This window comes from Paenibacillus sp. FSL R7-0026 (assembly GCF_038004485.1).
Lineage (GTDB): Bacteria > Bacillota > Bacilli > Paenibacillales > Paenibacillaceae > Paenibacillus > Paenibacillus xylanexedens_A.
Genome location: NZ_JBBORG010000001.1, coordinates 5366876 through 5393850 on the forward strand (window position 1 = coordinate 5366876; position 26975 = coordinate 5393850).

General features: G+C 46.4%; 25 protein-coding genes and 1 riboswitch. Of the genes, 5 read left to right on the forward strand and 20 right to left on the reverse strand.

Annotated elements, in window-relative coordinates:
* Positions 1-80: 80 nt before the first annotated feature.
* From MKY44_RS23455 to MKY44_RS23480, 6 genes are all read right to left on the reverse strand, one after another.
* Positions 81-920 (reverse strand): MetQ/NlpA family ABC transporter substrate-binding protein, encoded by an 840-nt coding sequence (locus MKY44_RS23455; RefSeq protein WP_036605748.1) that lies wholly within the window; start codon positions 918-920, stop codon positions 81-83.
* A 74-nt stretch (positions 921-994) separates the two neighbouring features.
* Entirely contained in the window at positions 995-1654 is a 660-nt protein-coding gene (locus MKY44_RS23460; RefSeq protein ID WP_341008830.1) for a methionine ABC transporter permease, read from the reverse strand.
* Positions 1655-2689: a methionine ABC transporter ATP-binding protein gene (locus tag MKY44_RS23465; protein ID WP_340934490.1), complete on the reverse strand. Its 1035-nt coding sequence runs from the start codon at positions 2687-2689 to the stop codon at positions 1655-1657.
* 126 nt (positions 2690-2815) lie between these two features.
* Positions 2816-2957: riboswitch (SAM riboswitch) on the reverse strand.
* Positions 2958-3086: 129 nt separating this feature from the next.
* Positions 3087-3803 carry a Cthe_2314 family HEPN domain-containing protein gene (locus MKY44_RS23470; protein ID WP_341008831.1) on the reverse strand — a complete coding sequence of 239 codons (717 nt, stop codon included), beginning with the start codon at positions 3801-3803 and terminating at the stop codon, positions 3087-3089.
* A gap of 204 nt (positions 3804-4007) precedes the next feature.
* Entirely contained in the window at positions 4008-4946 is a 939-nt protein-coding gene (locus tag MKY44_RS23475; protein ID WP_036605745.1) for a COX15/CtaA family protein, read from the reverse strand.
* Between the two features lie 502 nt (positions 4947-5448).
* Positions 5449-5793: a thioredoxin family protein gene (locus MKY44_RS23480; protein WP_017692403.1), complete on the reverse strand. Its 345-nt coding sequence runs from the start codon at positions 5791-5793 to the stop codon at positions 5449-5451.
* A 141-nt stretch (positions 5794-5934) separates the two neighbouring features.
* Between MKY44_RS23480 and MKY44_RS23485 the strand changes: the two genes are divergently transcribed.
* Complete coding sequence (locus tag MKY44_RS23485) at positions 5935-7221, forward strand: DUF2515 family protein (protein ID WP_341008832.1); 1287 nt, start codon at positions 5935-5937, stop codon at positions 7219-7221.
* Between the two features lie 210 nt (positions 7222-7431).
* On the opposite strand, the gene MKY44_RS23490 is transcribed toward MKY44_RS23485, so the two are convergent.
* The 11 genes from MKY44_RS23490 to MKY44_RS23540 form a co-directional block, all read right to left on the reverse strand.
* Positions 7432-9060, reverse strand: a complete 1629-nt coding sequence (locus tag MKY44_RS23490) for a putative polysaccharide biosynthesis protein (protein ID WP_341008833.1) — start codon at positions 9058-9060, stop codon at positions 7432-7434.
* A 61-nt stretch (positions 9061-9121) separates the two neighbouring features.
* The gene (locus MKY44_RS23495) at positions 9122-9562 is read right to left on the reverse strand and encodes a DUF456 domain-containing protein (RefSeq protein WP_047841365.1); all 441 of its coding nucleotides are present in this window, start codon (positions 9560-9562) and stop codon (positions 9122-9124) included.
* Positions 9563-9616: 54 nt separating this feature from the next.
* Positions 9617-10366, reverse strand: coding sequence for a Cof-type HAD-IIB family hydrolase (locus tag MKY44_RS23500; protein ID WP_341008834.1), 750 nt, complete (start codon positions 10364-10366; stop codon positions 9617-9619).
* A 490-nt stretch (positions 10367-10856) separates the two neighbouring features.
* Entirely contained in the window at positions 10857-11729 is an 873-nt protein-coding gene (locus MKY44_RS23505) for a metal ABC transporter permease (RefSeq protein WP_047841304.1), read from the reverse strand.
* Positions 11729-12688, reverse strand: coding sequence for a metal ABC transporter permease (locus MKY44_RS23510; RefSeq protein WP_341008835.1), 960 nt, complete (start codon positions 12686-12688; stop codon positions 11729-11731). The genes MKY44_RS23505 and MKY44_RS23510 overlap by 1 nt, the downstream gene beginning before the upstream one ends.
* Before the next feature lie 3 nt (positions 12689-12691).
* On the reverse strand, positions 12692-13513 hold the full coding sequence (locus MKY44_RS23515) for a metal ABC transporter ATP-binding protein (RefSeq protein ID WP_235193917.1): 822 nt from the start codon (positions 13511-13513) through the stop codon (positions 12692-12694).
* Positions 13514-13544: 31 nt separating this feature from the next.
* Positions 13545-14489 (reverse strand): metal ABC transporter solute-binding protein, Zn/Mn family, encoded by a 945-nt coding sequence (locus tag MKY44_RS23520; protein ID WP_341009932.1) that lies wholly within the window; start codon positions 14487-14489, stop codon positions 13545-13547.
* A 237-nt stretch (positions 14490-14726) separates the two neighbouring features.
* The gene (locus MKY44_RS23525; RefSeq protein WP_445670661.1) at positions 14727-16703 is read right to left on the reverse strand and encodes a peptidoglycan D,D-transpeptidase FtsI family protein; all 1977 of its coding nucleotides are present in this window, start codon (positions 16701-16703) and stop codon (positions 14727-14729) included.
* A gap of 369 nt (positions 16704-17072) precedes the next feature.
* Positions 17073-19112, reverse strand: a complete 2040-nt coding sequence (locus MKY44_RS23530; protein ID WP_341008836.1) for a peptidoglycan D,D-transpeptidase FtsI family protein — start codon at positions 19110-19112, stop codon at positions 17073-17075.
* Between the two features lie 105 nt (positions 19113-19217).
* The gene (locus MKY44_RS23535; RefSeq protein ID WP_341008837.1) at positions 19218-20363 is read right to left on the reverse strand and encodes a transglutaminase domain-containing protein; all 1146 of its coding nucleotides are present in this window, start codon (positions 20361-20363) and stop codon (positions 19218-19220) included.
* Between the two features lie 18 nt (positions 20364-20381).
* Positions 20382-20864, reverse strand: coding sequence for an ATPase (locus MKY44_RS23540; RefSeq protein ID WP_174806458.1), 483 nt, complete (start codon positions 20862-20864; stop codon positions 20382-20384).
* A gap of 190 nt (positions 20865-21054) precedes the next feature.
* Here MKY44_RS23540 and MKY44_RS23545 point away from each other — a divergent pair, with 190 nt between their 5' ends.
* Together MKY44_RS23545 and MKY44_RS23550 are read left to right on the forward strand one after the other, a co-directional pair.
* Positions 21055-22230: an MFS transporter gene (locus MKY44_RS23545; RefSeq protein ID WP_341008838.1), complete on the forward strand. Its 1176-nt coding sequence runs from the start codon at positions 21055-21057 to the stop codon at positions 22228-22230.
* A 489-nt stretch (positions 22231-22719) separates the two neighbouring features.
* Entirely contained in the window at positions 22720-23067 is a 348-nt protein-coding gene (locus tag MKY44_RS23550) for a toprim domain-containing protein (protein ID WP_341008839.1), read from the forward strand.
* A 75-nt stretch (positions 23068-23142) separates the two neighbouring features.
* Here the strand turns inward: MKY44_RS23550 and MKY44_RS23555 are convergent, their stop codons facing one another.
* On the reverse strand, positions 23143-23754 hold the full coding sequence (locus MKY44_RS23555) for an SCO family protein (RefSeq protein WP_124117453.1): 612 nt from the start codon (positions 23752-23754) through the stop codon (positions 23143-23145).
* 431 nt (positions 23755-24185) lie between these two features.
* On the opposite strand from MKY44_RS23555, the gene MKY44_RS23560 reads away from it, so the two are divergent.
* A complete protein-coding gene (locus MKY44_RS23560) occupies positions 24186-25166 on the forward strand; it encodes a metal-dependent hydrolase (protein WP_036605731.1) in 981 nt (326 codons plus the stop codon).
* Positions 25167-25282: 116 nt separating this feature from the next.
* Here the strand turns inward: MKY44_RS23560 and MKY44_RS23565 are convergent, their stop codons facing one another.
* Positions 25283-25501 carry an alpha/beta-type small acid-soluble spore protein gene (locus MKY44_RS23565; RefSeq protein WP_017692386.1) on the reverse strand — a complete coding sequence of 73 codons (219 nt, stop codon included), beginning with the start codon at positions 25499-25501 and terminating at the stop codon, positions 25283-25285.
* A 120-nt stretch (positions 25502-25621) separates the two neighbouring features.
* Here MKY44_RS23565 and MKY44_RS23570 point away from each other — a divergent pair, with 120 nt between their 5' ends.
* Positions 25622-25822, forward strand: coding sequence for a hypothetical protein (locus MKY44_RS23570; protein WP_017692385.1), 201 nt, complete (start codon positions 25622-25624; stop codon positions 25820-25822).
* 114 nt (positions 25823-25936) lie between these two features.
* Here the strand turns inward: MKY44_RS23570 and trpS are convergent, their stop codons facing one another.
* Positions 25937-26929 carry a tryptophan--tRNA ligase gene (gene trpS / locus MKY44_RS23575; RefSeq protein ID WP_036605729.1) on the reverse strand — a complete coding sequence of 331 codons (993 nt, stop codon included), beginning with the start codon at positions 26927-26929 and terminating at the stop codon, positions 25937-25939.
* Positions 26930-26975: the final 46 nt, after the last annotated feature.

A 26975-nucleotide genomic window follows, 5' to 3' on the forward strand; every position in this document is an offset into this window, starting at 1 on the left:
TAAAATAAGCCGTATATCTCTTCAGAAGAGATATACGGCTTATTCTTAATAGCTTCACATCATATCATACATATCGTGAATTATTCAGTTGCAGGTTCAACTGCACCTTTATAACGTTCTTTGATGAATGTTTTCACTTCTTCGGAGTGCAGAGCAGCAGCCAGTTTTTGAATTGCATCTGCATCCTTGTTGTCCTCACGGGAAACGAGGATGTTGGCGTATGGGTTACCTTGCAGATCTTCGATCAGCAAAGCATCATTCGCCGGATTCAGGTTCGCTTCAAGCGCATAGTTAGCGTTGATGAATACCAGATCTGCTTCATCCAATTGACGAGGCATCATGGCTGCATCCAGCTCGATGATATCCAGGTTCTTCGGATTGGCTGTGATATCTTGAATCGTAGATGTGATATTTGTGTTGTCTTTCAGCGTAATAATGCCTTCCTTCGCGAGCAGCAACAGTGCACGTCCACCATTGGATGGGTCATTCGGAATTGCTACTTTTGCGCCGTCAGCCAATTCATCTAAAGACTTAATCTTCTTGGAGTATCCACCAAAAGGTTCAACATGAACAGGTGTTACAGAAACGAGGTTGAATCCACGTTCTTTATTCTCTGTGTCCAGATAAGGTTGGTGCTGGAAGAAGTTTGCATCCAATTTTTTATCAGCAAGCTGCTGATTGGGTTGTACATAGTCATTGAATGTAACGACTTGCAGACGAATACCTTGTGCTTCCAGTTCAGGCTTGATGCTTTCCAGAATCTCTGCATGTGGTGTAGGTGAAGCTCCAACTTTCAATTCAACTGTACGTGGTGCACCTGCTGAATTGTCTGCGCCGCTATCGGCGTCCTTGTTGTTTCCGCAAGCTGCGAGAACCGCAATCAACATAAGACTAAGTAGAGCAAAAGACCATTTTTTCATGTGTAAAACCCCTTCTCTAATCATTTTTTCATGTGGCATCCGCATGAATGCATATCCATCATGTTATCTATGTGTTATTTCCTGGTGAAAAATGTAACCAAGCGATCTCCAGCCATCTGGAGAATTTGCACTAGAATAATCATCGACACTACGGATATAATCATGATTTCATTTTGATAACGATAATACCCATAGTTGATTGCCAGCGTTCCTAGACCTCCACCACCAACCATGCCCGCCATCGCCGTGTAAGAGACAAGCGTAACGATGGTAATGGTTATCCCAGCAACCAAACCAGGTAACGCTTCAGGCAGTAATACCCGTCTTACAATCTGTCCGGTCGAAGCACCCATCGACTGTGCCGCTTCAATGACACCCCGATCAACTTCTCGCAACGTCGTCTCCACCAATCGAGCAAAGTAAGGAGCTGCTGAAATAACTAAAGGTGGTATAACACCTAACACACCTGTAGCAGTACCGACGAGTGAACGAGTGAACGGAATAAGAGCAACAATCAATATGATAAATGGGACTGAGCGCAAAATATTCACAATCAGGGATAGTATAGTGTACACTGTCCGTGACTTGATCGAAGTAGATCGTGCTGTCATGAACAGCAGCACTCCGAGCGGTAAACCAAAAATTACGGTAAACAAGCCTGATACACCCAAAATTTGCAGTGTCTCAATGGAGGCTTTACCAACCTCTTCCCAGCGAACTGTTGAAAAATCCATCTAACGAAGCACCTCCACATCAAGTCCCTCAGCGGTTAATTCTGATATCGTCCGATCAATCGCATTTGAATCACCCTCGAACCGAACGGTCAGCTGCCCATAAGGAACCTGTTTGATCGTAGAGATTGTACCTTGCAGGATGGCAAAATCCACGCCTGTCTTACGTACCGTTCTAGACAAAATCGCTTCATACGTTTTGTTACCCAGAAAGGATATCTTCACAAGTTTGGAAGCAGCACCTGCCTGCAATTCAACGCCTGCATTTGCCAGAGCGGTCTCTTCCAGAGCAAGTCCAGCTTCATGGTCACGCATCATGAAGTCCCGCGTAATCGCATGCTGCGGCTTCAAGAACACGTCTGTTACAGGTCCTTGTTCCACAATGCCACCTTGATGAATGACAGCCACCTTGTCACAGATGTTCTGAATGACATGCATCTCATGTGTGATCAGCACAATCGTAAGGTTGTACTTTTCATTAATGTCGAGCAATAACTTCAGGATTGAATTTGTCGTCTGCGGATCAAGTGCCGAAGTAGCCTCATCACAGAGAAGTACATTTGGATCACTTGCAAGTGCTCTCGCAATCCCTACACGTTGTTTCTGTCCACCCGATAATTGAGCCGGATATTTGCTGCTATGGTGCTCCAGACCAACCAGTGCGAGCATTTCCTTCACTTTGCGATCAATGGCTTCCTTGGGTGTATTCACAAGCTTTAGTGGAAAAGCTACATTGTCATATACCGTTGCCGAAGATAACAGATTAAAGTGTTGAAAAATCATCCCGATCTTGCGTCTCTGTTGCTGCAATTCGGTTTTGCTCAGTTCAGTCAAGTTGATTCCGTCGACCCATACCTCACCCTCCGTAGGCCGTTCCAGCAAATTAATGCAGCGAATCAATGTGCTTTTGCCCGCTCCAGAATGGCCAATCACACCGTAGATTTCACCCTTTTGGATGCTCAAATTCAGCTCGGATAACGCTGTTGTAGATTTTTTCCCTTTGCCGTACGTTTTCGTTAAACCTTTTAATTCAATCAATCGCACTTGCCCCTTTCCAACCACCTACATGTATCTTTACCCGATCTAAAGGAAAACTCCCCTTAAAGTACAAAAAAAGAGCCCTTTGCAGATACAAAGAGGGCTCTTCACGTGAAAGAATATACCTTCTCATCTGCCAAAATCGTGTCTTGCACCATTTTGTAGGAATTAGCACCTAACATCTATAACGAATGATACATGTATCATGTCGTTACAAATCGGTTGCCGGGCTTCATCGGGCCTGTCCCTCCGCCGCTCTCGATAAGAAATATGTTGTTGTAGGATTTTATAAGTTCATGTAGTTTATGCTTTATAATGTGAACGTAACTTTTGAAATATCAATTATATCCGTGTAACATTTGATTGAAACTCAGTATATTCCAAGTATTCCGATTTGTCAAAGGGAATTATTTCTTTTCCATATTTTGTTGATATAACTATAAGAGGCTGTTAACGTTTCACAGACCATATCGACGCCCTGACGCATTTCCTGCACATGCTGATTCAGATCCTCCAATTTCACTTTACCTTGCAAGGTCTGATGTAACTGCCACAGGTCATCGTGCATTTCTGAGTTCATGTAGTGAATTTCCATATTACGTCGTTTGCGCAGCTTGCTCATCGGTTCACGATAAGAGTCCTTGATCTGTATTAATAGCAACGCAAGATCATGATGTTCCCTCGCATAGTCGAACTGCCTTAACACAGTAAAATAAGAAAAATGCGCTTTGGTATTTGAAGTATTCAACTGGAATATTTCATTTAATACCGTGCCGACTTTATCCAGAATGGCAAAGCAGCGGATAAAGCCATCTTTGTAGAAATACACATACCGAGCATACTCGGCTTTTTCAGTCGGCGTCATATCATCCGTTGAACCTGCAACGACCTTTTTACGAAAATGAGCAGCAGCGAAACAGCTTTGCTCCAGTTCATCCAGTGAGGAGATGAGTCCCTGAGTCCACACATACAGTTTCCGATAGTCATGCGTGGGATCTTGGTCCACATGCATTTGTCGTTGAAATAGCTCAAGCGTATGCGCCATTGCGTCCATCGCTGCTTTCAATTTACCTTCGTTTATACGTGGCTTTTCCCCCAACAACGTTCGCAGCATATCTAACCTCCTCTTTTCCAAATCAACAAGAATTCATCACCGTAAACGTAACACATCATCCATTCCGTGTAATTGCTGCTTGCCATAGGTTGCCCTGATCCCCCTGACATCAAACAAAGTCCACCTGTCCAATGATGTACATCACTGGATGGTGGACTTTCATATTTAGCCCAAGTACCTTTGGAAAAAGAATGGATCTATATCTTAGAAACGATTAGCCGGGCGATGTAGCTTGTACACCAGGAAACTCATATAGGTTAAAACCCCGAACAATATGGCGATATCCAGCATATGAGCAAGAGCTACGAACATGTATACTTCCGGACGGTTCATTGTCACCATCATGAAAATACCAATGACTACTTGCATGAGAATGAGAACAACGGATACCACGCCAAGGGTACGCATTTCCTTGTTGTCCGGATGATTACGGTAAGCGAAGTGACCCAGGATCGCGATAACAATCACGAGCGACGCAGCTGCTGCACGGTGAGCAAAAGCAACCGCTACCCCACCCGAAAGCTCAGGAATAATCTGACCGTTACAAAGCGGAAATCCCGAGCATCCGCCGGCAGAATCCGTGTGACTCACAAATGCACCCGTGTATACCACGAGATATGTGTAAATGGTGGAGAACCAGACCAGATTCCTGAATTTTTTGCTAACCCGAGGGTATTTATTCAGGCGCTCCAATCCGCCATCTTTGGCCTCCTGCCTGATGCCCAACGCCATCATTAGGGAACTGGCAAAAGCAATCAGTGCAAAACCAAAATGCAGTGCCATGACTGCTGAAGATTGGGAGAAGACAACGGCAAAAGCCCCCATGATTCCCTGGACGATAACAAATACCAGAGTTAAGAAAGAAAACAATTGCAGGTCACGACGTGACTTGCCAAACCGCAGAAAAGCAACAAACGAGGCAATGGACAACAGTCCAGCCAGTGCACTTACAGCGCGATGGGAATATTCAATGAGTGAAGCCACAGTATGTGCGGGAACGAGTTTTCCGTTACATAAAGGCCATTCTGTTCCGCAGCCAAGGCCTGATTCCGTTTTGGTTACGATGCCTCCGCCAAAAGTGGCCAGAAACATGACAAGACAGGTTAATACGGTTAACCATTTAAACAAAGTTAAGTGTTTCAATTTTTTCTCACCCGCTGTTGGTTTAAGATGGCGAAGAATATTCTCCGCTTGTTTCGGTACTTTGACACTTATTTCACAACTAAATTCATTATAACGGATAAAATGTTCATTGACGTCGCGCTTTGTGACAAAATGTTAACGTCTGGTGAAATAATGACCCACAGGTCATTGAGGATATGTAATTGAGGGATATGCCAGTTGAATTGTGTCTTAAACAGAATCCTGAACACACAAACGCCATTTCCCTATTTCAAGAGAAATGGCGTTCTTTTTATTATACCCTTTTACAACATGAACCTGTCATACTTTTATATAAGTTCAATGAAACATTTACACAATAACGGAGAGGACAGAAATAACCAGAGAAGCGAAGCGTTCGCCTTTATCCCCGGATTTTCCCTTTATAAAAGGGATCACAGAAATCTGGGGATAACAGCGATCGGAAGGTTATTCTGACATCGTAGTGCCTGTGTAAATATTCATTAGTTGAACTTATATAACATTATTTATGAATCGTGTTGTACACCTCAACTGCTCGATCTAAGAACTGCTCAATCTCTTCTCTCGACTTGCGCAGCTTGTTCACATAACGTACGAGTTCACGGCCATCTGTATACGCCACAAAGCTTGGAATGCCCAGAATATTCTGCTCTTCACTAACCGTTCCAACCTGATCCACATCGACCTCAATCAAGGTCAGTTCACGTGCATATTTCTCTTCAACCTCAGGCATAAACGGATCGATGTATTTGCAGTCACCACACCAGTCTGCCTTGAATACGGCAATTGTCAAACGTGGGGATTGGATGGCTACATCAAAAGCCGGTTTGGAAGTAATCTGTTCCATTCGGTCATCTCCCTTTCTGTACCTTGTCTTACCCTAAGTGAAGCAAATTGGCGAGTGGAAGTCAAATAATCAGCGCATACTTAGAATAAACCACATGGTCTGTGAATTTAAACTCAGAACATCATGAAAGGATGTCACATCATGACTTCCACCAGAACCGATTCTTCCAGCGAACAACATCACGGGTCCCTCCTGCAGATGGTCCGTTCCATTCCGGGTGCTGCCCGGGAAATATGGCGTGGCAAACAGGCTGCATGGCAAGCTTCTGCACAGCTTCGTCACCCATTGCGTGACATCGAGTGGGATACAGATACGGCAGCTGCCTTACAGTCTGAGGTGGAGCGTTTGTTACCTGCCAGCGGCAAGTCTTTTGCACGCACGGACCAGGTTCAAAGCGCACTCGTCTGCGAAGAAGATTGCATCATTCTGGAAGAGATTAAGACACTGACTCAGGAGCACAATCGGAGTAATATCACCCGCACGGCAGCCTATCTGGAATGTTATGAGCAATGTCCCGAACTGCATTGGGCACTGCTGGCCCATATGGTCTCTCGCAACGGCGGATATCACATGACAGATCTTCAGAGTGACTTAATGCATAACCTACAGAATCAAAGTGATCGCGAGCATATGTATCGGCTACTGGAGCGGTGCAATGCACTCATTTTCCAGGATGCCTATCCACAGCTTCTGCTGTATATGAACAGTCGCCGGATCGGACGTAGCTGTTTCCATCTCTTGTCGCACTTTCACGTATCGGCGTTTATGACTCCGTTTTGGGAACGCTTTTGGCTGGAACGATGCAGTTCACTGCTAAGTGTGGCATTAATTATTAATGAGCAGAACTATATCGAGAGCCGGGTGGTGCAGCATCCTTATTTTCAAAAAGAAGTACTTTCCAAACCCGCATTCCATCTGCATAATCTGGCCGGTCTGAATCATATCGTCTTTCCTCTTGGACGGGGAGCAGGACTCGCAGGACGCGTCATTGAACATTTTGGCAAACTGGATGAGCGAATCATGTTTGGCAAAGGGCTATATGCCCTATTGTTTGGCGTGGAGCAAGTACACACACAAGTGTTGGAGTTCGCACGTTTGGTTCCTCATCGTGGCTCGCGCGCTGAATATTGGCCTGGCTTGTTTACCAATCGTGAAGACGAGGCGGGTGAACATACATTATACGCTCAGGCGTTACTGGATGAAGAATGGCTTCCAGAAGGGCAACGATTATATAGTCCGGAACTACTTTCCGTATGGGGGGACACGCCTTATGAACCGATCACCAGACATGACTGGCTTCAGTCTCGGGATAGTCTCGGTTATCTGACGGCACCACGTCGGCCATGGCTGTTTGAGATTAGTCACGAACACCGGTATGGCATGCTGAAAACGGCACTGGCTCATGATGCTAAAGCCATCACACACTAATGTTGAAGATCATATGGAAAATGCTAATCCACATCATACATGCGAATACCTGAAGTACAGCTAATTCAGGCTTGCTTGCTTAATGCTCAACCCATTCGGCCTAAGCTTTGCCTGAACTAAACAAAAAGCCCTGTCCGCTTCAATAGCAGACAGAGCTTGTATCCTATTTTCACAAAAAATTCTGGAGCATAGATGATGCTTTTTTCATTTTTACCCTCTTTGCCCAGCTCCACGTTGAAGACGCATAAGTGGACGAAGAATTTTTTGCAGAATACGAGGGTAACTGCCCAGCTCGTCCTTGCGCAGTACACGCAGCACAACCATGAGAACCAGATACACCACCACAACAAGCATACCAACCACAAGGCAGGTAAACAAGAAGGATACACGCGCTGGCAGGAACAGTCCAAAGATCATATTCCCAATCCAGTTCGTTGCAAATCCTACACCTGCTGCAAGCAACACTGTAATGATAAACCCTTTCCAACGATCTCCCATGATGGAGAAATCAACGATTTTGCGAAGGACCCGCAGATTCAGGTACGTGATGACCAGGAAACAAAGGGCTGTTGCAATAATGATGCCGTAAATGCCAAAGATCGGCGCCAGAATCAGACTTGCGATCAGTTTGATCACAACACCTGCTGCGACACTGATCATCGTAATCCGCGGTTTCCCTACCCCGAGTAAAATGGAGTTGGTGGTCATCATCGTAATCTGGAAAATGGTACCGAATGTTAACAAGGCAATGATCGGCGTTCCATCCAGATTGGTAAACAGCAATCCGTTGACCGAATACGCTGCCGCACAAAGTGCAATGACAATCGGCATACCTGTCAGAATCGAAATGCGCAACGCAAGTGTAACCTGACTCTTCAGATGCGCTTCATCCTTGCGGGCAAATGCTGCCGATATGACAGGCACCAATGATTGACTTAAAGCGATAGCCAAAATTGGCGGAATACCCGCAATACTTTGGGCCTTGGCACCGAGGATCGCAAGTACGCCTGTCGCCTCTTCGAGCCCGATCTGGCCACTAAGCAGTGGTACCACAAGGGATGAATCGATGAAGTTAATGGCTGGAACCGCAAGTGAAGACAGCACAATTGGAATAGACAGCTTGAAGATATCACTGTAGATACCTCGCATCGGTAACTGCTCTGCACGCTCGTAATTCAATTGGGCCGCACGGTCGCTACGACGCAGCTTCAAGGTGAAGTACAGCATGACACCGAAGGCACCCACACTTCCTAATACCCCACCAAATGAAGCACCCGCAGCAATCGTCTGATCATCATAATTCCATTGCAGCATGACATAAGCCACGATAACGGCTGTACCTACACGGGCGAACTGTTCCACGATCTGTGAAATACCGCCTGCTGTCATGTTGCCGCGTCCCTGGAAATATCCTCGCATCATTGCAATGGCCGGGAAGAGCAGCAAGGCTGGAGCCAAGGCGCGAATGGCGCTGACTGACTCCGGTACTTTGGAGACATACGTGGCATAATAAGGTGCCGCGATCCACAATAAAGCAGACATGACTACCCCGGCCACAGCTGCAAAGATAAGGGCTGCACGGTAGATCTGTTGAGCTTCACCCGCGCGTCCGAGCGCATATCGTTCCGATACCATTTTACTCAGAGTACTCGGTATGCCCGCCGTTGCTACAGTTAACAGCATTAAATATACCGTATTGGAGATCGTAAACGATGCGTTACCTATATCGCCGAGGATATGCTCCAGCGGCACCCGTTGAACCAATCCGAGTACTCTTGCGATCAGCGCAGCGGCCGCCAGAATGAGCGTACCCCTAATGAATGTTTCTTTCTTAGACAAACGAATTCCCCTTCTTTCCTCCACACCGGACGTGCATCCCGTTGAAGCTAATCCTGAACGTTTAGGCGAATCTTACCACCCAGATAATAAAGAGAACAATCATGACGATTTGCAAAATAATTTTCATCACAGTACTCGTAAATAGCCCCACAACGGAACCAAATCCAACTTTCGACGCTTTGGAAGGTGAAGACCCTCCGATCAGTTCCCCGATAAAAGCACCGATAAATGGTCCCAGCACCAGTCCAAATGCCGGAATGACAAATGGACCAATGATAACACCAATGGTGCTGAGCGTTGTCGATAACTTGGAGCCACCGAACTTCTTCACGCCCCAAGCGCTGACGACATAATCAGCCACAAACAACACAACAACAATCAGAATCTGAATGATCCAGAACCACACACCAAACGGATCAAAGCTGAAGAACCAGCCGTAGACCAGAAACGCGAAGAAAATCGCTACAGCACCAGGCAGTATGGGATATACCGTTCCAGCCATCCCCACTGCAAACAGCAGTACAATTAAAATCCAGGCAACGGTTGCGAGCAAAGGTTACTCCCCCTTCAAAATATGTTCACGGATCACTTCGACGATGCCGTCTTCATTGTTACTCGCTACGATCAGATCAGCCGCTTCCTTCACCTGCTCTTGCGCATTACCCATCGCTACACCAAGACCTACCGCCTCAATGACAGCCAGATCATTCAAACTGTCTCCGACAGCAACAACTTCGGACATCTCAATGCCCAGCAGCTTGCAGACTTCCGCTACACCACTTGCTTTGGATACCCCAGCAGGGTTGATCTCAATATTAACGGGTGAGGAGTTGGTCATTTGCAGACCACCCATTTGTTGCAGTTCCATCATGATCTGGTGACGCACTTCATCCACTTCCGTATTGAAGCCGAATTTCAACCATTCCAGACCTTCAATATTGTCGATCCAGCGGTCACGATTAAACAGTTCTTCCACGGAGTATGCCCAGTACCAGCTGTTATATTTCTCACCAATCTCCTGCATTTTGCGAATCAATGCCGGGTCCATCAGATGACGCATATGCAGATCATGCGGAGCTTTCCAGACCTCACTACCGTTAACGGTAACCATCGGTGTCTCCAGTCCAAGTTGGACAGCATAAGGCATTGCGTGGAATACGGCTCTTCCCGTAGAAAGGCACACATGTACACCCCGACGAATGGCAATTTGAATCCACTTGGCGGTCTCCTGTGTAATTTCATGATTATCGTTAAGTAATGTTCCATCCATATCCAATGCAAGCAATTTGTATTTCAGTTCACTCATACAGTAGTTCCTCCTATTTTGTCTCTCTCCAAATTGAACTCATGGATATCCATTCAGGCACTACGCGGGCAGAAAACCTTTCGATCGCTGTTATCCCCTGATTTTCTTGATTCCATGTACAATGGAGAAAATCCGGTTATATACGCGACCACTTCGTTTCTCTAGGTCCTTTCTGCCCTCTCCGTACCCAATGGTTCTCCAGTTCAACTTAAAGGTTCTCTTTATCTATTTTAAACATTCTCTCACAACAAGATCGCCCGGCATCTGTAAAAACGGACGCTCCGGACGTCACAGCTAACGACATTTTACCACAGATCATCTGTATGCAACAAAATAACCCGTAATCGGCAGGATGACGCTACATTATCATTTTATATTACATATCTATAATTAGACTCCCCTGCAAAAAGAATAAGACAAGCCACGCAAAAAACCGTCTGCAATGCAGACGGCTTCTTGTAATTTTGTTTATTCACCTGTTAAACTTCAATTACCGTGCCGCGAATTTGCGACGAGCGTAACGGAATACGATGCCATGTTTCGGTGACAGCAACAGTGCAAGAACAAACAAAATCCCAGCAACAGCTACCATGCAGCCCGCGATGGAAGCATCCAGAGCGTAAGCCATGATGTAACCTCCAACCGAGGATGCTGCTCCGATCAGGACGGCATACAGAATCATTTTGCCCAGACGATCTGTGAGCAGGTAAGCCGTTGCCGCAGGTACAATCAGCATACCCACCACGAGAATCGAACCAACACTTTCAAATGAAGCTACGGACGTCATCGAAACAAGTCCCATGAGCAGATAGTGGAACAGCACTACTGGAATGCCGCAGGCCGCAGCCAGTGCCGGATCGAAGGCACATAGCTTGAACTGTTTGTAGAACAGCCCAATAACGACGAGGATGACCAGCAAAGTGATACCCAGCATCCAGACAGCCCTCGGACCGACATCCGTACCTCCAAGGGTTAGTGTATCCCACTGTACATAAGCGATCTCACCAAACAAAACACAGTCCAGATCCAGATCAATATGCTGGGCGTTTAGACTAATCAGAATGACACCTACTGCGAAGAGTGCTGTGAACACAATTCCGATCGAGGCATCAGATGACAGTCCACCGGCCTGCAAACTTTGTATGAAGAACACCGTCAGTAGTCCAAACACCGTTGCGCCGAGCAGCATCCATAACGAATCTCTGGAACCGCTCCACAGGAAAGCAATCGCAATACCGGGGAGAACCGCATGGCTGATCGCATCACCGACCAGAGCCATTCGCCGCAGGATCAGAAAACAACCGAGAATGGCGCAGGCAGAAGAAACCAATACGGCCGTCAAGATAATCCAAAACGTTGCCATTACATCTCCCCCCGTTCCTGCTGATTTCGCTGTGTGGCGAGAGTCTGAAGTGTAGCTCGCTCTTCACGCATATATGCGGACTTCGCCTGAATACTACGCAACCGTCGAGCTAATAATCCACGACGCGGAGCCAGCAAGGCTGACCCGGCAAACAACACCGTAGCCGCAAGAACGGTTACAGGTCCTGTCGGCAGATTAGGTACAAGCGTACTGAAGATCGTCCCTGTTGCACCGCTTAATGCACCAAATATGCCTGCCAATACCACCATCAGTGCAAGTGAGTCGGTCCAGCACCGTGCCGCTGCTGCTGGGGTTACCAGCAAGGCTGCAACAAGCACCACACCAACAGCCTGAATTCCGGCCACCACCGCGATTACCGTTAAGAGCAAAATGAGCTGCTCCAACATGGCAACTGACAGTCCCATACCACGTGCAAATCCCGGGTCAAAACTCACCAGTTTGAATTCCTTGAACCAGGCAAGACAGGCAATCAGTAATACGAGACATACACCACCCATGACATACACATCCGTCATGACCATGGATGCCGCCTGCCCAAACAAATATTTATCGAGCCCGCTTTGACTTCCACTCGCCCCATGCTGGATGCGCGTCAGCATCACTACACCAACCCCGAAAAAGACGGTCAGCACAATTCCCATCGCCGCATCCTGCTTGATTCGGGAGTAGCGCGTAATCCACGAGATTCCGAAGGTAGCGACAATGCCAGCCACCAGAGCACCGAACAGGAATAATCCGACCGACTTCGTTTCCGTCAACATAAATGCAATACAGATCCCAGGCAGAGCAGCATGAGCAAGGGTGTCGCCCATCAGGCTCTGTTTACGAAGAAAGGTGAAGGAGCCAATAATTCCGCTACTGAATCCTAACAACAGACAGCCAAGCAATATCCAACGTGTATTGGGGTCAGATAAGATGGCGATGATCCAGTTCCACATGCACTACACCTGGCCTTTCTCCGTCCGGCTTCCGATCATCGCAATCCGGCCTCCGTACGTCTCTTGCAGTGTATCCGGTACAAATACTTCACTTGTCGGCCCACCTGCCACCAGTCGTCCATTGAGCAGCAGCACATGGTCGAAGTATTCCTCGACTGTCGCCAGATCATGGTGAACAACCAGTACGGTCTTGCCTTGTTTCTTCAACTGTTCCAAAAGCGAAATGATCGCTTTCTCTGTGGTGGCATCCACACCTGCAAACGGCTCATCCATGAAATACAGATCTGCGTCTTGCACGAGTGCCCGCGCCAGAAAGACACGTTGCTGCTGTCCACCGGACAACTGACTGATCTGGCGGTACATGTAATCACCCATGCCTACTTGCTCGAGGCAGTGTGCCGCCAAGTCCCGCTCCTTTTTCCCCGGACGACGGAACCAGCCCAGATGACCATACCGTCCCATCATCACCACATCGAGTGCATGCGTTGGAAAATCCCAGTCCACCGATTCCCGTTGGGGCACATAACCGATGCGGCGACGTTGTTCCCTGTACGATTGTCCAAAGATCCGTACCTCTCCATGCATCTTCGGTACGAGTCCCAGAACCGCTTTGATCAGGGTGGATTTTCCTGCACCATTTGGTCCGAGAATTCCGATGAGCTGTCCTTCCGGAATATCGAAGGATACGCTGCTAAGCACCGGCTTTTTGTGATACGCAACAGCCAGATCCCTAACACTAAGAGGAGCCGATGTTGGCTGCGTTCCCTGCAAGTGACTATTGTTCAGTTTCGTAGGAGTTTGTTTCAATAAAGTTGTATCTTCCATAATCCTGTAACTCCTCTCTTCTTGTGATTCATTATTTCAGTGCTTCTACAATCGTCTCAACATTGTGGCGAATCATACCGATGTATGTGCCTTCTTCCGTCCCCTCAGCCCCCATGGCATCCGAGAACAGTTCTCCACCAATGCTGACCGTATGTCCTTTTTGAGCTGCTCCGGCAATGATGGCTTCCATCGCTTTTGCAGGTACACTCGATTCAACAAATACTGCTTTGATATGGTTATCTACGAGATAATCCCGCAGTTCGCTAACATCTTTTGCGCCGTATTCGGCTGCTGTACTGATGCCCTGAAGCCCCATCACTTTCATGCCATAAGCCTGACCGAAATATCCAAATGCATCATGCGCTGTAACCAATACCCGGCTTGCTTCCGGAATCTCCAGAATCTTCTCACGCACCTCGGCATCCAGTACTTCGAGCTTCGCCAGATACGCCTCTGCCTGAGCTTTGTATTCTTCCGCATGGTCCGGGTCCGCCTCCACGAGCGTATCGCGTACGGCTTCTGCCGCATGCATCCAGTGGCTGACGTTAAACCAAACGTGTGGATCATATTCGGTGCCGCCTGTATCTTTGCCTGAGTGCAACTCCTCGACTGGAATAGTCTCTGTAACGGCAGTAACCAGTTTGCTAGAGGACATTTTCTCCAAAATGTCTGTCATTTTGCCTTCGAGATGCAGTCCATTATAGAAAATGACTTTTGCTTGTTCCAGCTTGCGAATATCACCTTGGGATGCCTTGTACAAGTGGGGGTCAACTCCCGGGCCCATTAGCCCGGTAACGTCAACATATGCCCCGCCTACCTCACGTGCTACGTCAGCGATCATTCCCGTTGTAGCTGTTACTTGTAACTTGCCACCACTGCTCGTCTCTGCATTACTGGAACATGCCGTAAGTACAACAACCAGAACCAGAGCGGCTAGCGTAATGAACCCCCTCTGAATACTCCTCATTTTCACCATTAACAATTCAACCGACCCCTTTCCCTCTCCTAAAATACTTGTCTACATCTAATTTTGTTGTACAAGGTATTAAGTTTTAATCAAGACTAATAATGTTTCCCTTGTGCAAATTTTATCCGAAGCCAAAAAAAAAGGCAAGGGATTATTTCCCCTGCCTGTCCAAATTCATATATTGTTCACTTCATTAACCTGTTAGATGTGATGTAAAAGCGCTACATCTGCCGCATTTCTTTTACATTACTCGTTGTCTTTTCCTTCGTCTTTCTTACCTTTTGGCGTTCCATCGAGACCATACACTTCATCGTATGCATCGAAGATTTTCCGTGCAATCGGCGAGGCACTGACTGACCCGAACCCACCTTCCGGTACAACAACAGCAACAGCAAGCTTCGGATTATCTCGTGGTGCAAAGGCAATAAATACACCATTCTCTTTTTTGTTCGGTCCGGTCCCCTGCTCTGATGTTCCTGTTTTCCGAGCATAATCGTAAGGGAAACCGTCAAATGAACTTACTTTGGTAACCATTCCTTTGTGCACTTCATTCCAGTGCGCATCGGCAAAATCAACTTCATTAAGCACCTTAGGTTTGATCTCTTTCACCACATTGCCGTCCGCGTCACGGATTTCCTTCACCAGATGCGGTTCCATTCGTTTGCCCTTATTGGCAAGCATGGTCGTGTATTGGGCGAGTTGCATCGTGGTGTACTTGGCTTGCTGTCCAAAGGAGGCAAATGCCAAACGTGTTAGAGCTGATTCATGATCTTCTTTGTATTCCAGCCGACCCAAGAACTCGTTAGGTAAATCTACTCCCGTGGAGACACCCAAGCCAAATTCTTGCATGTGTTTGTGCCAGACATCGATGCCTTTCTCTGAGCCATAATTACGTAACAAACGTTTACCCACCATATCAATCATGAAGGCATTGGAGGATTTCTCAATCGCTCTTCTCGCCGTAATAGAACCATTATAAGCAGAATGCGAGTTCTTCACTTGTCGCCCGTCTTTCCCCAAAACCGCATATCCCTGATCGTGATAGGTCTCTCCTGCTGTAAATAATCCCTCTTTTAATCCAATAAGCACACTTAGCGGCTTGATTACTGATCCAAGAAGTACAACGGATTCCGCCCGACTAGGCTTGTCATCATTCGGTGGGAACGACTCGGTGGTTCCATTCCGGAACACATATTTGATTTTGTCATAATCCCAATCGTTCGGATCATAATCCGGCATACTCGCCATAGCCACCACATTCCCCGTATCCACTTCCATGGCTACTGCGTATCCGGTAATTGCCTTAGGGAGTCTTCGTAATTCGTCCGTTATTGCTTCTTGTGTGGCCATCTGAATTTCCTTGTTAATGGTGGAAACCAGACTGTAGCCTTTCTCTGGCGGAGTCTGTTTCATCGTGCCCTCTGGCAAATTACGTGAATTAATATCAATGGACTGGTAACCGCTACGTCCACGAAGCTCTTCCTGATATTGTAATTCCAGACCATCGACCCCCACTTTTTCTTGCTGGGTATAGCGCAGTCCAGGATCACGTTCTGTTGCCTCCGCCTTGCTTATTTCTATATATTTATCCAAGTTTTCCTGTTGACCTTTGAACTCTCTTGTATATCCAATCACCTGGACGGCAACTCCATCCGGATCATATTTTCGAATGTTTTCTTCCAGTACCATGGCACCTGGATACTCCGCCTTCTTCTCCATAAAATAAGCAATTTCTTTCGTGTTTAGATCCGACTTCACTAGGCGAGGGGTATACCCATGTGCCTTCTGAGATTTGAGATCCAATCGTTTGATGATCTCTTCCGCATCCGGCTGCTCTTTGTCCCCTGGATTAAACTGCTTAAACACAGCCGCCAGATCATGAGCCAGTTCCTCTGCTTCCTGTCTACGTTCATCATTCCGATAATCCTCATATAACAGCACATACAGGGACTGTACAGGTTCGGAATAAGCGAGCGCAACTTCCCCTGTCGCATCATAGATGGGACCACGAACAGGTGCGAGTGGAATGTCTTTCGTATTACGACTCGTTTCCATATACGTCAGTTCAGGACCCTCGACAAATTGCACAAAGGCTAATCTGAAAATAAGGATACTGAATATGACAAATGCCGCGAAAAAAAACAGATTCAGCCTTGCGGTGGAAGGCTTGTTGACGGGTGTATCTTCCTCAGTCATGGGTTTCTTCCTCAATCGGTTAAACATGTTATAAGCCTCTCCCGTTCCTTTATAAAAATAAAATATTTAATCCGTCTTGTGAACGCGTTCAATCCGATATTTAATCCTTTCTCATACAAGTCTACCAAAGGTTAGCTGTCACGTCTTTCAATATTTGGTTACATTTTCGTAAACAGAACTTTTACACTACCCCATCTACCGATTTCAATGTAAACACTGACATATCAACGTTGTCCCGCTCTCCAGATCGCGTTTACCCTTCCCTTATATAAACGTGGTACAGCTCATATGGTTACATATTAATGCAACTAATTAGTTCACTCTTACGATCCATTCTCCACGTAAAAACAAAAAAGAGGACCCACGAAGGGTCCCCTCTGTAACCAATGCCTCACATTACTGTGTGCCTGATTCCGAATCTGAATCTTTATTTTTGTCTTTCTTCGGTACACCGTCGAGACCGAATTCCTCGTCATAGGCATCGAAGATCGCACGTGCAACCGGAGCCGCACTGCTCGATCCAAAGCCCCCTTCGGGGATAACCACAGCGACAGCAAGCTTTGGATTATTACGTGGTGCATAGGCGATAAATACACCGTTATCCACCAGTTTACCGCCTACTACCTGTGTCGATGTTCCTGTTTTTCTAGCAAAGTCATAAGGGAATCCACTAAATGCAGATACCTCGGTTGCCATGCCTCGTTGTACTTCATTCCAGTAGGCATCGTTAAACTCCACCGTGCTGAGTACCTTAGGTTTTACTTTCTCGACCACGTTGCCTTCAGAATCCCGGAACTCTCTAACCAGTTGTGGCTCCATCCGCTTTCCTTTGTTCGCCAGCATTGTCGTGTACTGTGCTAACTGCATGGTTGTGTATTTTCCCTGCTGTCCAAAGGAGGCATATACCAGCTTGGTCAAGGAACTCTCGGCACTTTCCTCACCATATTCTTTGCGCCCAAGCCATTCATTAGGCAGGTCAACACCTGTGGAGATACCTAACCCGAATTGCTCCATGTACTTATCCCACACGTCGACACCCTTTGCCCCATACTTCGAGTACAGCTTCTTCCCGATCTCGTCGATCATAAATACGTTCGAGGAATGACGAATCGCATCACGAGGATACATTGCACCATACACATGCCCTGATGAGTTCTGCACTCTGCGATTGTCTCCACCAAAGGTCGTTGAACCTCTATCTGAATATACGGTATTTGTAGTGAAGAAACCTTCTTTCAAACCGATCAATACACTGAGCGGTTTAATTGTAGAACCAAGCAATACAACAGATTCCGCCCGTTTACCTGAATCGTCTGGCGGGAATCCACGAATGGTACCATTTTGATAAATATATTTTATTTTATCGTAATCTTCATTACTTATACCGCCGGTTCTCCATACGTTAGTATCATAGTCCGGCATACTGGCAGCAGATACGATTTTCCCGGTATCCACTTCCATCGCAACTGCAAATCCGGTCTTGGCATTCGGATGCAATCGACCGGAAACCTGATTCCGATGAAGCCAACTCAACTGATCCAGAATGGCCTGTTCTGTTTTTACCTGAACGTTCTTGTTAATGCTAGAAATCAGGTCGTACCCTTTCTGCGGCGGGGTAGAACCTGCTACACCTTCAGGCAAATTACGCAAATCAACATCAACGGATGTATATCCGCTTTTGCCCCGGAGAGCATCCTGATATTGCAGTTCCAGTCCATCAAAGCCTACAAATTCATTCTCTGTATACACCAGGCCCGGATCCGTTTGCGTTTTATTGGCCTCATCCACCTCTTTGTATTTGTTCAAGGACTTCGAACTTCTGAACTTCTTCAGATAACCGATGGTCTGAACCGCTACCGTATCCGGATCGTAGAATCGCACACTCTCCTCGACGATCTGAATACCTTTGAACTCGTCCTTGTGCTGTAGGAAATAAGCAACTTCTTCCTCGGACAGATCACTCTTGATCAGACGCGGCATAAAACCGTTCGCTTTACGGGAGTTCAAGTCCATCTCTTCAATAATTTTCTCCACTGTAAGTGACTCTGAATCCTTCAGCTTGTACTGTTCAAATACATCATGCAACCGGGTTGCAATATCCTGCACTTCCCCTATGTTAGGACTCGGTTTCCCATCAACATCCCCATAGTTTTTATACAGAGTCAGGTAGAGAGACTGAATGGGCTTGGAATAAGCCAGCTTCACTTCACCTGTGGAATCATAGATCGTGCCTCTTACGGGAGGAAGCGGTACATCCTTGGTAATGTTACTTGCTTCTTCCTGACTAAGTTCAGGGCCCTCCACGAATTGTAAAAAGGCCAAGCGTACAATAATAACACTAAAAATAACAAAGGAAGCGAAGAAAAATACGTTCATTCGGTAACTGAAGCGCCGTTTGTCTGTAAGTTCATCCTTCTCATTGGAATGTTTTTTCATCCATCCTACCTCTTTCATGACTTGATGCATACCGCTCAAACTGATTCTTAACGGCATGATAACCTGGCAACGTCGTCATATTCCGGACCCATGTCCGTTGTAATGTTAAGCTGATTGATCCTTTAGATGGGTGTCGGCAAAATTCGGAGGATTAAACCAGTCTCCACTGATCGCCCATGTCGGGTCAAGCGGAACCCAGCTCTCGGAATCACTCAAATACACCTCATTCCACGCATGCGGACCATACCCTCCCTGGCCGTTATAACCAAGTCCTGTAACAACTTTGACTTCAAGTCCTTGAGAACGGGCCATCACGGCGTAAAGACGGGCATAATCAATACATACGCCTTTGCGTGTATCAAATGTATTCTGTGGATTTTGTTCATGCCATATGCCCTTTTGCTCATAGTCATCTACTTTACCATAGTCATACTGAATACGTGAACCTACCCAGTCGTATAGCGCTCTTGCTTTGGCTTCATCTGTCGATTGGCCTTTGACAATCTCACTCGCTGCTGATTCAATGTCCGTCGGAATATTGTGGTCGATAACTTCATATTTGCGTTGCAGGATGCCGCCCAGTTCCTTCTGCACAGCCTGCGTAAATACGGGTAGCTTGTCCTTGATAAACGTGCCAGACAACGGTTCGATAACCGATTTGGCCCCTTGCATATAGATCGGAGATGCTTCTACATATCGGCTGAACATGCTCCCAGGGTAAAGACTGACAATCATGAACAAAACTGCGATGACAATCATTCCGCGGACGGAGCCTATGATCGTGCCAATGAATGCACCCGTCAACCGACTAAACATACCTTTAGGCGCACTTTCCTCGGCTGACCTCTGCCTGCTGCTAAAAATAAATGAAGAGAGAAACCCGAGAATCAGTCGGATGAGTCCATAGCTAAGTACAAACAATACAGCGAACCGCATCAGCGGAAAATCTGCAATCGCCGTAACCAACGTATAATACAACTGTTCCCACCGGTTCAACTCACGGTTAGGCATGGCTGAAGCATACTCAGACAGCCACTGCTGTACATATGGCGCAAGCCACAACGTTAAACCGATCGACAACAGAATACCAATGACCGCCATAATGCCATCCATCAGGAACCCAAAGAGTCTGCCTGCTGAACGCGAAGCCCCTCTGGACCAACCCTGCAATAATGAAGCAGCCACAATCAGCAACAGCATAATCGTGATGCCATTCAATTCCTTCAGGCTGTCCAGCCAATTCTGCAGCACGTACCGATTCCCCCTTTACTACGATGCTGGTGCTGTTTTGTTCTCCTGTGCCTGTTCGACAAACGTACGTATAGTTTCATTGTCGAGTTTCCATTCGCCAAGTGAAATTCCGCGGAAGGTCACATCAACTTTATCCGATTGAGTTCTGCCCTTAATCTCCACATTGGGACTTGTGATGGTGAACGCTCCATCCTGTCCTTTGACGTATTTCGCTTTGGAAGCCTCCTTAAGCATCATGCTGGTTGCTTCCTTCTTCAATGTGTCCATCGTGCTGGATTGTACGTCTGTCACTGTCTGTTTGATCTGATCAATGGAGATGCCGCTGTATATCAGTAGAGCCGCAATAATGATGATGGCAATCGCCCATTTCAATACGGTTTTGACCACATTCAGAACAAAGAACAATATGATCAATGCAACCACGATCACCAGCCAGTTCTGCATCACAAACTCTTTGATTACTTCTATGTTCATGACTACACCTTCCGTATTAGAATTCATTCGTAACACTCCCGAATATTATACATGATTTCCGAAGCTGCTGTCAGCTAAGCCCTCTCCCTTAAAAATAAACGGTCTAAGTTCGTCCCGCCGGGCGTACAAGTAGTACCATGAGGTTCTGCCGGGCGAACGGGGAACACGTTCAAGACCTGTAGTTTGAACATGCATCGCTTAACAAGGAGGGGCTTATGTGAAAACAGCCATCTGGCTATACCTGTTTTTGTTCCTTGCCGTATTTGATTTGCACGCCCAGTATCCCATTCTGACCCCTTTTGCCATCTCGCTGGGAGCCGCCCCTACTTTCATTGGCTGGATGATGGGCATCTATTCCTTAACACATCTTCCTGGCAATCTGATTGCTGGAACACAAATCGATAAACATGGCAGTCGCCGCTACATTGTATTCAGTCTGCTCGGTGCAGGATTCATCCTGCTCCTACAAGCCTATGTCCAAACACCATGGCAACTGCTGGCGCTGCGTTCCATCAGCGGGTTTGTACTGGCCTTCCTGTCTCCTGCATGTCTCGCCCTGCTTGCACAGTTATCCAGCGATCCGGTGAAACAGGGGAAGTATATGTCGGGTCACGGGGTAGTACATACTCTCGCGTCTGTGGTATCACCAGCAGCCGGTGCGATCATTGTGGGCTCCATGGGATTCTCTGCTACATTCTCAGGATTGGGCTATCTGCTTATTCTCACAGGTGTCATTGCTTTCATGACGATGCCTCGCGGCATCATCAAGCAGCATGAGAAAGTAACGGAACCTGCGAAACCTGCTATTTCACCAGCAGATGCCACAAGTGCCTTCCTGCCGGTGTCCTGGCGATACTTTGCCTTGCCTCTGGTGATTGCCTGTGCCCAAGGGATTCTCTTCTTCGAATTACCCCTGCGGGGCGGAGGACAATCGTCCATCATGTCTACCGGACTGCTGTTCTCTATTATCAGTATTGGGGCACTCTTCACACTCAGCATGTTATTTCTCAACCGGTATTCCCCCAAGCTGCGTCTGGTTGCGGGCGTGCTGTTAATGTCCTTGTGTTTTTTTGTGATGGCAGCCATTCCGCAAGTTCCGTTGTCCACCGTATTATTTGTACTCGGGATGTCTAAAGGCATCATCTTTCCAGCTATGGCAACCCTATTTATCCGTCTGAGTGGAGGAAGCAGGTTAGGCCGCATTTTCTCGCTGCAATCCATTGCCACCTCCATCGGCTCTTTCATCGGTCCCATCACAGCTGGACAACTTCGTATCGGGTTATCACCCTATTTCATCGCCTTTGTTCTATTAATGATTGGCATGCTTCTGCTTCCATACTATACAACCAGAGGTGAAGCTTCCCTTGCCGATCCCAAAAGTATATTGAATTAGGCTGGCCAGTATTTTCATTAGCTTTGCATCATTCCCCCATTTACAGCTAAACTATATAAAATGGACTAACGTTTTACACGTTAATACAAGCTAACTGGGAAATCTATCTTTTACAATCACCGAAGGTTTTATCTTATTGAAGATCATTAAGGTTGAACAATTAGCCAAAAGTAGTGAAGGGGACGGAATCGATTTTGAAGAAGCGGTAGCGTTCGCCTTTGTCTCCATATTTCAACCTATAAAAATTCAAACAGAAATTTGGAGACAACAGCGATCGAAGGAACGATCCGTAACCGGAACGGCCACTGCAAGCTATTACTGACCTAATGATGCACATGAGATAAGATTTCAGAGAATTGTCTTGATGGGTTGTTCTATCCAGTTAACAAACGTGTAAAGAAAGGAGTCCATTTTATATAATCAGTCGATTTTCGCTGCAACATTTCCCGGGGAATGTCGACATAAGCTCTCGAACAAGAGGTGAATATCATGCCTATTCATGTCATTGTGGAAGGTAAGAATGACCGAAGCAAACTGAAACGTCTGGTTGGACCCGAAATCAACATTCTATGTACGTTTGGAACACTTAATTCCCTCAAGTTGGAGACCCTGCGCAAGCAAGTCGGTTACGATGAAGTCTTTTTATTTATGGATAATGACAGTTCCGGCAAAAAAATTAGAGGTGTACTTCGGGATGCTTTCCCGGATGCAGTACAGATGTATACACGACGAGGATATGCGGGTGTGGAAGGAACACCTGATGAGTATATCATTACCCAGCTGGAAAAAGCCGGGTTAGAGACATACATCCAATACCCTGAACATCCTTCCTATTAAAATGAAATACCAAAAGGCTGCCTTTGGGTTGATATCCAACCAGAAGGCAGCCTTTACAGTATGATGATCAGATGATTATTCCTTAATCAGATTGCGAATATCCTCGGCAATGACAGCTGGCACAACGTCCTCTGTATTAAATGCGTTATATACCTTGCGCAGCTGGTTGTTCTCATCCACCAGACCGATCATGTTCATATGGGCAAAATCGTCCTTATTCTCCCCTTCGATCAGGATCTGGAATGAATCCCTGGCCAACTGTTTGGTTTTGTCCATATCCCCTCGCAAGAAGTACCATCCGGAATAATCCGCATGGAAGCGGTCCGCAAACGTCTTAATCTTCTCTCTGGTGTCGACTTTCGGGTCGAATGAAATAGATACAAATGAGACATCTTTACCAAAGGTGTCGTCCTCTTTCAACAGATCCTGCACCTGGGATAACGTAAAGGTCGTAATAGGGCAGACATCCGGACAACTGGTGAAATAAAAGTAGAACAAGCGGACTTTCCCTTGCGTATCTTCCAGTGACACTGTACTGCCATCTACATTTTCCATAGAAAAGGATTGGATTTCACGAATCTCGGGTAATTTTTCCTTACTGGCAAATACAGTGCCCCACATCAGATACACAGCCATAATCAGTGCGAGCCCGAGCAGCATCCATGTCCATTTGTACTTTTTCAGCATCTTCCTCGTCCCTTCTGTATCTCCTCTTATGAATACGCATACATATGTGAATCCAAAATCACGTTCGTTTCGCTTTATCCATCTACTGTGACATATGTATTCAAAGAAACCTACTTTTTATGAGATTCTATATTATTGTAACGGTTTAAAGGAACAATGCCCATAAATTATTTTAGCGTTGTATATCATTCGAATAGTATCGTACGTTCTCTGGCGATTTTTCTCACTGTATCCGATATAAAGTTTATCATAGGAACTGCCAAAATAGTTTGACAAACTACGTACATTTATTGGGTATGGCACAGGAAATTGTCATAACTTTGAAATTAGGGATGTTTTGCATCCTGACAAACGGATATTATACACTATATATGGGTATCACCTAGATAGAGAAGTAATATGCCTTAGAACACCACACAAAGGAGACGTTTATGGATACCTCTACACATTTTGTCATGGGGATTGGTCTAGCCGGTCTGGCTTATGTCGATCCTGTCGTCGCGGCGAGTCCCATGCTTGCAGCTGCGGTAATGGTTGGCACGATCGCCGGTTCCCAGGCCCCTGACATTGATACTGCGTTACGTCTCAAAAGCAATTCGCTTTACATTCGGAATCATCGGGGCTTGTCACACTCTCTGCCATTTCTCCTGTTATGGGTTTTGCTCATCACCGGCGTCATTGCACTGATATTCCCTGGTGTCCCTATTGGACACGTTGCCACCTGGACCGCTGTGGCCGTAGGCTTTCACGTATTCACCGATCTGTTCAACACCTATGGAACTCAAGCCGCCCGGCCTTTTACGGAACGCTGGATCGCTTGGAACATCATTCATATTTTTGATCCGTTTCTATTCACTACACATGTCATAGCTATCCTGTTATGGGCCTTTGATCTGATCGCCCCTGCACCACTTTTCGTTACGTTGTATAGTTTGACCGGTTTATATTATATATGGCGAACGATTGCTCGTGCACAAGCGGTCAGAAAAGTTAGACGTCTCGACAACAGCCCAGAACAGGCAAGATACATCGTCATTCCAACGATATCCTGGAACCGCTGGCATGTGGTTAAACGAGTTGAGGACGGCAGTTATGTGATCGGTAAAATGGATGGTTCTAATCTGGTATGGAGTCTGCACGCCTCGTCTTCTACTCATGCGGCCGTTGCTGCTTCACGCAAATCGCCGGAAGTCAGCGCCTTCCTCTATTTCACCTCCTATGCGGTGGCAGAGGTTGAAGAACTGCCTGCCGGTTACAAGGTCCGCTGGGCAGATGTACGTTATCGACACCGGAAACAATATCCATTTGTCGCTGTGATTGTGATGGATCGGAATTTTGAAACGATTGATACGTATGTAGGCTGGTTAAGCGATGAGAAAATGGATAAAAAACTTTTATCTGCACGCCCTTGACGAAGTGAGCATAGCAAGGCACAATCAGACATAGGAACTGATACGCGAGAAAGCCCGGAGCGTTTCCGCTCCGGGCTTTCTGTTTATCCTGTTTTGTTGCTGTTGGTTAAAATAAATTATTTGCCAGACCCAGCCAGAGACTGCTCAGCGATTTGTACCAGACGTTTGGTGATATATCCACCCAAAGATCCTGTTTCACGGGAAGTGTAGTTACCATAGTAACCGTCTTGTGGGATAGTTACACCCAGTTCCTGTGCAGCCTCGATTTTCAATTGTTGCAGTGCTGAATTTGCCTGAGGTACCACCAAGTTGTTAGAACGAGATCCTTGAGCCATATTTATAATCTCCCTTCAATCTGTGTCTGTAATGTAATTGCAAGCTTGCAAGATTATTATGGCTCGTAGGCTACAGGTTATACGGAGTTTTACTAAATTTGTAGATGGAGGTTTTTCCCAATGAGTAAAGGCTTGTCTTTATGGTTCGCATTCTCTTCGATTATCTTGTTAACGGTTTCAGCAATTATGATCTCCTACTCCGGTTGGTTTGCTGCACTACTGTTTGTCCTGTCCATTGCCAACATTGGCTGGGGATTTGTGATTCGCGCCAAAAAAGAACGTCAGGAAGTTCGCTCGGCTGCTTCAGAGCCCACTTCTTGATTAGGTCATTTGATAGTTCAATAATGAACGCACAAATAAAGAGGAGTCCTTCAATAGGACTCCTCTTTATTCATGTTAACTATTCATTGCATGAAATAAAGATTTTGTTCAGGACTACTGTTTACGTCTCGGAACAAATCCCATACGTTCTTTCACTGCATCCAACGTTTGAGCAGCTACTTCTTCTGCACGGCGGGCTGACGTATCCAGAACATCCGCCAATTCGCCAGACTCACGAATCTCATTATATCGTTGTTGGAGCGGTTCAATCACAGATACAACCACTTCAGCCAGTTCCTTTTTAAACGGACCGTACATCTTGCCTTCATAACGCTCAGCTACTTCCTTAAGCGTCATACCTGCACATTCAGCATAAATACTCATCAGATTGCTGACTTCCGGTTTGTTTGCCGGATCATATACGACTTCACGTCCCGAATCTGTAGTGGCACGGCTGATTTTTTTGCGAATCACATCCGGCGGATCCAGCAGGGCAATATAGCTGCCAGCGTTAGGGTTACTTTTGCTCATTTTCGAAGAGGCATCATCAAGTGACATTACCCGTGCACCTACCTGTGGGATATACGGATCTGGAATGGTGAAGTACTCCCCATAACGGTGGTTAAAACGTCCTGCCAGATCACGTGTCAGTTCCAGATGCTGCTTCTGATCCTCACCTACGGGTACAAGGTCAGCATTGTATAACAAAATATCAGCCGCCATTAATGATGGATACACAAACAGTCCGGCACCAACGGAATCTTTACCGGATGATTTATCCTTAAACTGAGTCATGCGTTCAAGCTCACCCATGGAGGTCAGCGTTGTCATCAACCAGCCCAATTCCGCGTGCTGCGGTACATGGGATTGCAGAAATACGTTAGATTTCGAAGGATCAATACCTGCTGCAATAAACAGCGCAGCTACCGCTTCCGACTGTTCGCGCAATGCTGCTGGCTCCTGAGCCACGGTGATGGCATGAAGATCAACCACCATGAAATGACATTGGTAGTCATGCTGGAGTTTTACAAAATTTTTGATTGCACCAATATAGTTGCCCAATGTGAGCTTACCGCTTGGCTGAATACCTGAAAGTACTGTTTTCATTGCACATAACGCCTCCCTGATTGTATATAAAAAAACGCCTGCCATT